This window comes from Tepidimonas sp. (assembly GCF_036824975.1).
GTDB lineage: Bacteria > Pseudomonadota > Gammaproteobacteria > Burkholderiales > Burkholderiaceae_C > Tepidimonas.
Map to the genome: position 1 here is coordinate 1 of NZ_DAISZC010000091.1, position 6,810 is coordinate 6,810.

At 66.5% G+C, this 6,810-nt stretch carries 5 protein-coding genes; all 5 read right to left on the minus strand.

The window, feature by feature from the left end; all coding sequences use genetic code 11:
• Positions 1-161: 161 nt before the first annotated feature.
• Positions 162-4,220, minus strand: coding sequence for a phosphoribosylformylglycinamidine synthase (purL, locus tag V7Z54_RS09195; protein ID WP_334136033.1), 4,059 nt, complete (start codon positions 4,218-4,220; stop codon positions 162-164).
• Between the two features lie 169 nt (positions 4,221-4,389).
• Entirely contained in the window at positions 4,390-5,040 is a 651-nt protein-coding gene (soxX, locus tag V7Z54_RS09200; RefSeq protein WP_334136034.1) for a sulfur oxidation c-type cytochrome SoxX, read from the minus strand.
• 18 nt (positions 5,041-5,058) lie between these two features.
• Positions 5,059-5,874, minus strand: coding sequence for a sulfur oxidation c-type cytochrome SoxA (gene soxA / locus V7Z54_RS09205; protein ID WP_334136036.1), 816 nt, complete (start codon positions 5,872-5,874; stop codon positions 5,059-5,061).
• Between the two features lie 128 nt (positions 5,875-6,002).
• On the minus strand, positions 6,003-6,314 hold the full coding sequence (gene soxZ / locus V7Z54_RS09210) for a thiosulfate oxidation carrier complex protein SoxZ (protein WP_334136037.1): 312 nt from the start codon (positions 6,312-6,314) through the stop codon (positions 6,003-6,005).
• A 55-nt stretch (positions 6,315-6,369) separates the two neighbouring features.
• On the minus strand, positions 6,370-6,810 hold a 441-nt coding region (soxY, locus tag V7Z54_RS09215; RefSeq protein ID WP_334136039.1), incomplete at its 5' end, for a thiosulfate oxidation carrier protein SoxY.

The following is a 6,810-nucleotide window of genomic DNA, read 5'->3' on the forward strand; positions in this document are numbered from 1 at the left end:
GCTGCGGCAAAGCCAGCGCCAGCAGCGCGAAGCGCCGCTGCGCTTCTACCGCGCACGACCCCGCCTGGGCTCCACGGTCGCGGTCGGATCGCACGCCGCCGAGCGCGCGCACGAGATGACGGCGCCCTCGACGCAGGGCGGGTAAAGCGCCCCAGCAGGCGTTAGCCGACCCAGCGGCGTGCGTTGCGAAACATCCGTATCCAGGGGCTGAACGCCTCCAGGCCGCCGCTGGCGCGCAAGTCGGTCCAGCTCAGCTGCGCGTTGCGAAAGACTCGCTCCGGGTGCGGCATCATCGCGGTAAAGCGGCCGTCCGGTGTGGTGACGGCCGTGATGCCCAGCGGGCTGCCATTTGGGTTGAAGGGATAGGTCTCGGTAGGCTGGCCGTGGTGGTCCACGTAGCGCATGGCCACCGCCACGCGCTCGATGTCGCCGCGTTGGCCGAAGTTGGCGTAGCCCTCGCCGTGCGCCACCGCGATTGGCAGCCGGCTCCCAGCCATGCCCTGGAAGAACAGGCTGGGTGATTCGGTCACCTCGACCAGCGACAGCCGGGCCTCGAAGCGCTCGCTGACGTTGGTGGTAAAGCGCGGCCAGTATTCGGCTCCGGGAATGATGGTAGCCAGCTCGGCAAACATCTGGCAGCCGTTGCACACCCCCAGGCCAAAGGTGTCCGGGCGCTCGAAAAAAGCGCGGAACTGATCGGCCAACTCTGGGTGAAAGGTGATGGAGCGCGCCCAGCCGACGCCCGCGCCCAATGTGTCGCCGTAGCTAAAGCCGCCGCAGGCCACCAGCCCGTGAAAGCCGTCCAACCGCGTGCGGCCGCACAGCAGGTCGCTCATGTGTACGTCCACCGCTTCGAAACCCGCGCTGTCGAAGGCGTAGGCCATCTCCACGTGCGAATTGACGCCCTGCTCGCGCAGGATGGCAACACGCGGCCGCGCCAGATTCAGAAACGGGGCGGCCACGTCCTGTGCCGGGTCGAAGGTCAGCGCCACGTGCAGGCCCGGATCGTCGCTGCGGCCCACCGCGGCATGTTCGGCATCGGCGCACGCCGGGTTGTCGCGCAGCTGGCAGATCTTCCAGCTCACGCTGTCCCAGACCTGCTGCAAATCCTGCAACGAGGCGCTAAAGAGGCATTGCGCGTCGCGCCAGATCTGCAGCTCGCCCTTGCCGGCATCGATCGGGCTGTTGGCCGGGCGGGTCTTGCCGATCACATGGCTGCACGCCGACAGGCCGTACGCGCGCAGCGTCTGCATCACGGCGTCGCGATCGGCGCTGCGCACCTGGATCACCGCGCCCAGCTCCTCATTGAACAGCGCGCTGAGCGTGCGCTCGTGTCGACGCGCGCTCACCTGCGCGGCCCAGTTTTTGGCGTCGCCGACGTCGGCGCGGCTGTCGCTAATGCCGTCGCCTTCGGTAACGAGCAGATCCACGTTCAGCGTGACGCCCACATGTCCAGCGAAAGCCATTTCCGCTACACAGGCCAGCAGACCGCCGTCGCTGCGGTCGTGATACGCCAACAGCAGGCCACGCTCGCGCAAAGCATTGATGGCCTCCACCAGCCGCACCAAATCCTGGGGATCGTCGAGATCGGGTGGCTGGCCCCCGGGCTGGTCCAGCACCTGTGCCAGCACCGATCCGCCCATGCGCTGACGTCCACGCCCGAGGTCGATGAGGATCAGCGTCGTGTCCTGCTCGGCGTCGAGCTGCGGCGTCAGCGTGCCGCGTATATCGTCGAGGACGGCAAAGGCGCTCACAATCAGGCTCACCGGCGCGACGACCTTGTGCACCGTGCCATCGGCGGCGCGCCACTGGGTGCGCATCGACAGGCTGTCCTTGCCCACCGGTATGCTGATGCCCAGCTGCGGGCACAGCTCCAGGCCCACTGCCCGCACGCTGTCGTACAGCGCGGCGTCCTCGCCGGGCTCGCCGCACGCGGCCATCCAATTGGCCGATAGCTTGACCCGGTCCAGTTCGATGGGCGCCGCCAACAAATTGGTGATGGCTTCGGCCACTGCCAGGCGCGCGGCTGCGGGGGCGTCCAGTGCCGCCACCGGGCTGCGTTCCCCCATGGCCATGGCCTCGCCGGCCAAGCCGCGAAAGTCGGCCAACGTGACCGCGCAGTCGGCCACCGGCACCTGCCATGGGCCTACCATCTGGTCGCGGTGCGTCAGCCCGCCGACAGTGCGGTCGCCAATCGTGATCAGGAAGCGTTTGGACGCCACCGTCGGGTGCGACAACACATCAATGACTGCGCGCTGCAGCTGCACATCGGTACCGTCAAACGGCGCAACACGCCGCGTGATGCGGCTGACCTCGCGCCGCATGCGCGGCGGCTTGCCCAGCAGAACTTCCATTGGCATGTCCACTGGGCGCGCCTGCGCCGGGTCGTTGGCCTGCGGGTCGGTCACCACCAGTTCGCGCGCCTCGGTGGCCACGCCCACCACAGCGTAGGGGCAGCGCTCGCGCTCGCACAACGCGGCCAATCTGGGCAGGGACTCGGGTGCCACCGCCAGCACATAGCGCTCCTGGCTTTCGTTGCACCAGATTTCTTTCGGGGCCAGTCCGGACTCCTCAAGCGGAATGGCGCGCAGGTCAAAACGCGCTCCGCGGCCGGCATCGTTGACCAGCTCGGGGAAAGCGTTGGACAGACCGCCTGCGCCCACGTCGTGAATGGCCAGGATGGGGTTGTCGGCCCCCAGTGTCCAGCACTGGTTGATCACCTCCTGCGCGCGCCGCTGGATTTCGGGATTGCCGCGCTGCACGGAATCGAAGTCCAGCTCGGCCGCGTTGGCGCCACTGGCCATGGAGCTGGCGGCCCCGCCACCCATGCCGATGCGCATGCCCGGCCCACCCAACTGCACCAGCAGCGTGCCCGCTGGGAACACCACCTTGTGCGTCTGCGCGGCGTCGATCTGGCCGATGCCGCCAGCGATCATGATCGGCTTGTGGTAGCCGCGAAATACCACATCCACATCCGAGGCCAGGCACTGTTCGTAGGCGCGGAAGTACCCCAGCAGATTGGGGCGGCCGAATTCATTGTTGAAGGCCGCAGCGCCCAGCGGCCCTTCGATCATGATCTGCAGCGGGTGCGCGATGTGGGTCGGCTTGCCGTGCGGCTCATCGGACCACCCTCCCCACAGGCGCGAGACGGTAAAGCCCGTCAGACCCGCCTTGGGCCGGGCGCCGCGCCCGGTGGCGCCTTCGTCGCGGATCTCGCCGCCGGCGCCGGTGGCCGCACCCGGAAATGGGGAAATCGCGGTCGGGTGGTTGTGCGTCTCCACCTTCATCAGGATGTGGTGCAGCGCCTCGCTGCGGCGATAGGTGGGGCTGCCGTGGCCGTCAGCCGGGGCCACGAACCGCTCTACCGTGTGGCCTTCGATGATGGCGGCGTTGTCCGCGTAGGCAACGATGGTGTGCTGTGGCGCGCGCTGATGCGTGTGGCGGATCATGCCGAACAGGCTGTGCGGCTGCTCGACGCCGTCGATCACGAACTGCGCGTTGAAAATCTTGTGCCGACAGTGCTCGCTGTTGGCCTGCGCGAACATCATCAGTTCGACGTCGCTGGGGTTGCGGCCCAGCCGCCCAAAGGCATCGAGCAGGTAGTCGATCTCGTCATCGGCCAGCGCCAGGCCCCAGGCGCGGTTGGCTTCCTCCAGCGCCGCGCGGCCACGTCCCAGCACGTCCACGCGCGCCATCGGCGCCGGGTGCAGCGGCTCAAACAGCGCCCGTACGGCTTCAAGGTCCGGCAGCACGCTCTCGGTCATGCGGTCGTGGACCAGCGCCGCACAGGCCTTCCAGGCGGCCGGATCGAGCTCGACGCGGCGCCCAAGCAGCGACCCCATGCCGCCTGCGGCCACCGTCAGCCAGACTTCCATTACTCGCTCGACGCGGCGGGCCATCAGCCCGCAGTTGTGCGCGATGTCGGTAGCTTTCGACGCCCATGGCGACACCGTGCCCAGACGCGGCGTCACGACGATGCGCACGCCCTCGGTGGGGCCCTCGTAGGGTTCGCCGTAGGTCAGCAGCGCTGCCCAGCGCTGGCGGTCACGGTCGTGCAGCGGCGCATCGGTGGCCACGACGTGGACGTGGCGCGCCGCCACCGCCCGGATGCGGTCGTCTACCCCTTGCAGGCGCGCCAGCCACTGCGCCGCGCGAAAGCGGCCGAGGGCATCGCCCCCGGGGAAAAACGATAAGTGCAGGGCGGAGGGGCTTGCGTTCACGGTGTCAGTGCGGCCAGACGGCGTTCAAGGGAGCTTCGACGGCGGCGATTGTACGGGGTTGCGTCGATGGGCCAGCCGACCGGCCCATGCGTCCGTGCCCGCCGCAGGCCAAAAAAAACCGCGGCACCCCAGGGGGGGACCGCGGCCACTTCACCACACGGATCGTTGTTTACTTGTTCACTGGGGAGTTGGGATCGAGCAACAACGCCATCACGTGCTTGATCTGTTGTTCATTCAAAATGCCCCTGTGACCTGCGCTGGGCATCTTGGTGCAGGCGTTGAAGGCGCGCGAATTCCAGATCTTGGCCCATGTGTATTCGACGATGGGCTTGGCAGCCGGACTGTTGGGGTCGGTCACACCTCGCAGCTTGCCATAGTTATACAGGCTCGGCCCAAGCGTGCCGTAGGAAATTTCTTCCTTGCTAATCTGGTGGCAGTTGTAGCAGTTGCCGCCGTTGACCACTTGGGCGGTATCGCTCCACGTCAAACCGCGCCCGCTTTGCGCGATTTTCTCGCCTTCACGCCAGTCACCCAGGAATTTGCCGTCGCTAGGCCACTTGACACTTTTGAGCGCCGCTTCCTCGATGGCCTTAGCGGTCTTGTCATCCAGCGGCTTGCCCGATACCTCGGACTGCCAACAGGCCAGCCGCGCCTCATCCTGCTCCAAGCGGTCCAGCTTGGCAATGCCACGCTCAACAAACGAGCTCTTGACGACCTCCATGGTCATGCGGTCGTAGTCGGCTGCGGACGGCCCCGTGCTGCAGCCGGCCAGCAGCCACGCAGCGGGCACGGCAAGGGCGAACAATACGGATTTCTTCATGATCGGCTCTCCTCCATGTCAGCGCTTGATGGCGGGCGCGATGGACTTGGCACCCTTGGCGTTGACGCCCATGTAGACCCCCAAAGCGATGGTGGCATCGCTGGCGAAGACGGGCTCCGGGAAGCGCTGCTGCCGATAGCAATCGTGCAAGCGGTGTTGCATGCTCCACATTTCGCCGTTGGAGACGCGGTAGGCCGGCCAAGCGGCAAAGCCCACGCCATCGCCGGGGTTTTTGGTCAGGTTGGGTAGCTCCTGCAGGCGGATGCGCTTGCCGTCCTCACCGTGGCAGCTGGCGCACGAAAAGTCGTGCGGTCCGCCGCGCATGAAAAACAGCCGTTTGCCGATTTCGTACATGTCGCGCTCGGCCTGCGTGTTGAACGGCAGATTGAAGGGCATGCCGCGCGATTCGCTGGCAATCCAGGTAGCCAGTGCAACCACGTTGGCGGTCTCGCCACGGCCGAAGTTGCGCTGCGACACCTCTTTCTTCACATCGATGCCCTGCAGGGTTTCCATACAGGTCAACAGGCGGCTTTCCAGGTCCTGCACACGCCCGGTATCCTTGAAGTAACGGGGCAGCTCGACGAAGGCGCCCTTGACCACGCCTGGTCCCTTGCCCAAATCGCATTGCTCGAGCGACGCATTCTTGGGCCCGCGCCTTTGCTTCCAAAGTTGCTCGCCGCGGGCTTCAAACAGCTCCGCCGGGTTGCCGTCCTGCAGCATGGCGCGGTATTCCTCGATGCCCTTGGTGGCATCGACAGTCTGTGCCTGAGCCGCTAGCGCGAACGCGGACGCTGCCATCGCGAAGCAGCGGCGTCCCCACGTCGATATTTTCATCGGGTTCTCCTCGTGCTGTTTGTCATTGCATTGATGGTGTGGATAGACGTCAAGGCAACCGTCGTGCCGACGGGCCTCGTCGCGACCCTTGCGGTTCGCCCACAGGGGCAGTGGTTGACCTCCGATCATCAAGCGATGGTGGCCTCGTCGGTGCGGGACTCGCCTTTGTTGTCGGTCCACTTCACCACCACCTTGTCGCCCTTGGCCGCGCCCTTGAACTTGAAGCTCAGAAACGGGTTTTGCGACACCGCCCCACTCCACTGCGCCTTGAGCACTTCCTTGCCATTGTGCGTGGCCACCACGTCCGTGATGTAGTGCGCCGGCACCAAGTTGCCCGACGCATCGCGCCGCGTCCCCGGCTCCATCGGGTGGCTCATCAGCACCCGCACCGTCGTCACCCCACCGGCCTCATTGGCCCGGATGCGCATCGGATCTGCCATGTCTTCTCTCCTTCAATTCCATTCTGTCTTGCCCGCCACAGCGCACCGCAGCCCATCAGCCGCCGCACCCACCCAGCGTCACCTTGGTTTCCTTCACCGCCGAGTACAGCTTCCCGTCGGCCTTGACCACCGCCAGCACGTTGGTGCTTTGCCCCATCTTCAGCCGCGTCTGCACATCGGCCTCGGTGCCGGCAGCAATCATGAACGCCGCCGCCAGCGGCTGCGGGTTCTTCTCCACCAGCAGGTAAATCTCGGTCGTGTTGGGCAGCTTGCTGACCGCCCCCACCGGCACCACCGCGCCGTTTTCCGCAATGTCGGGCGAGATGATCTGCACCTGCGCATGGGTGGCGGCTTCACCGCCTAGCGCCTTGAGCGCGTCGGCCAGCGACTTGGCCGCAAACGCTTCACGCGGCGCCGCCAGCGCCTGCTCCGCCGTCACCACCCCCAGCGACACCAGCGTCGCCAGCGCACCGCCGGCCTTCAGCACGGCGCGTCG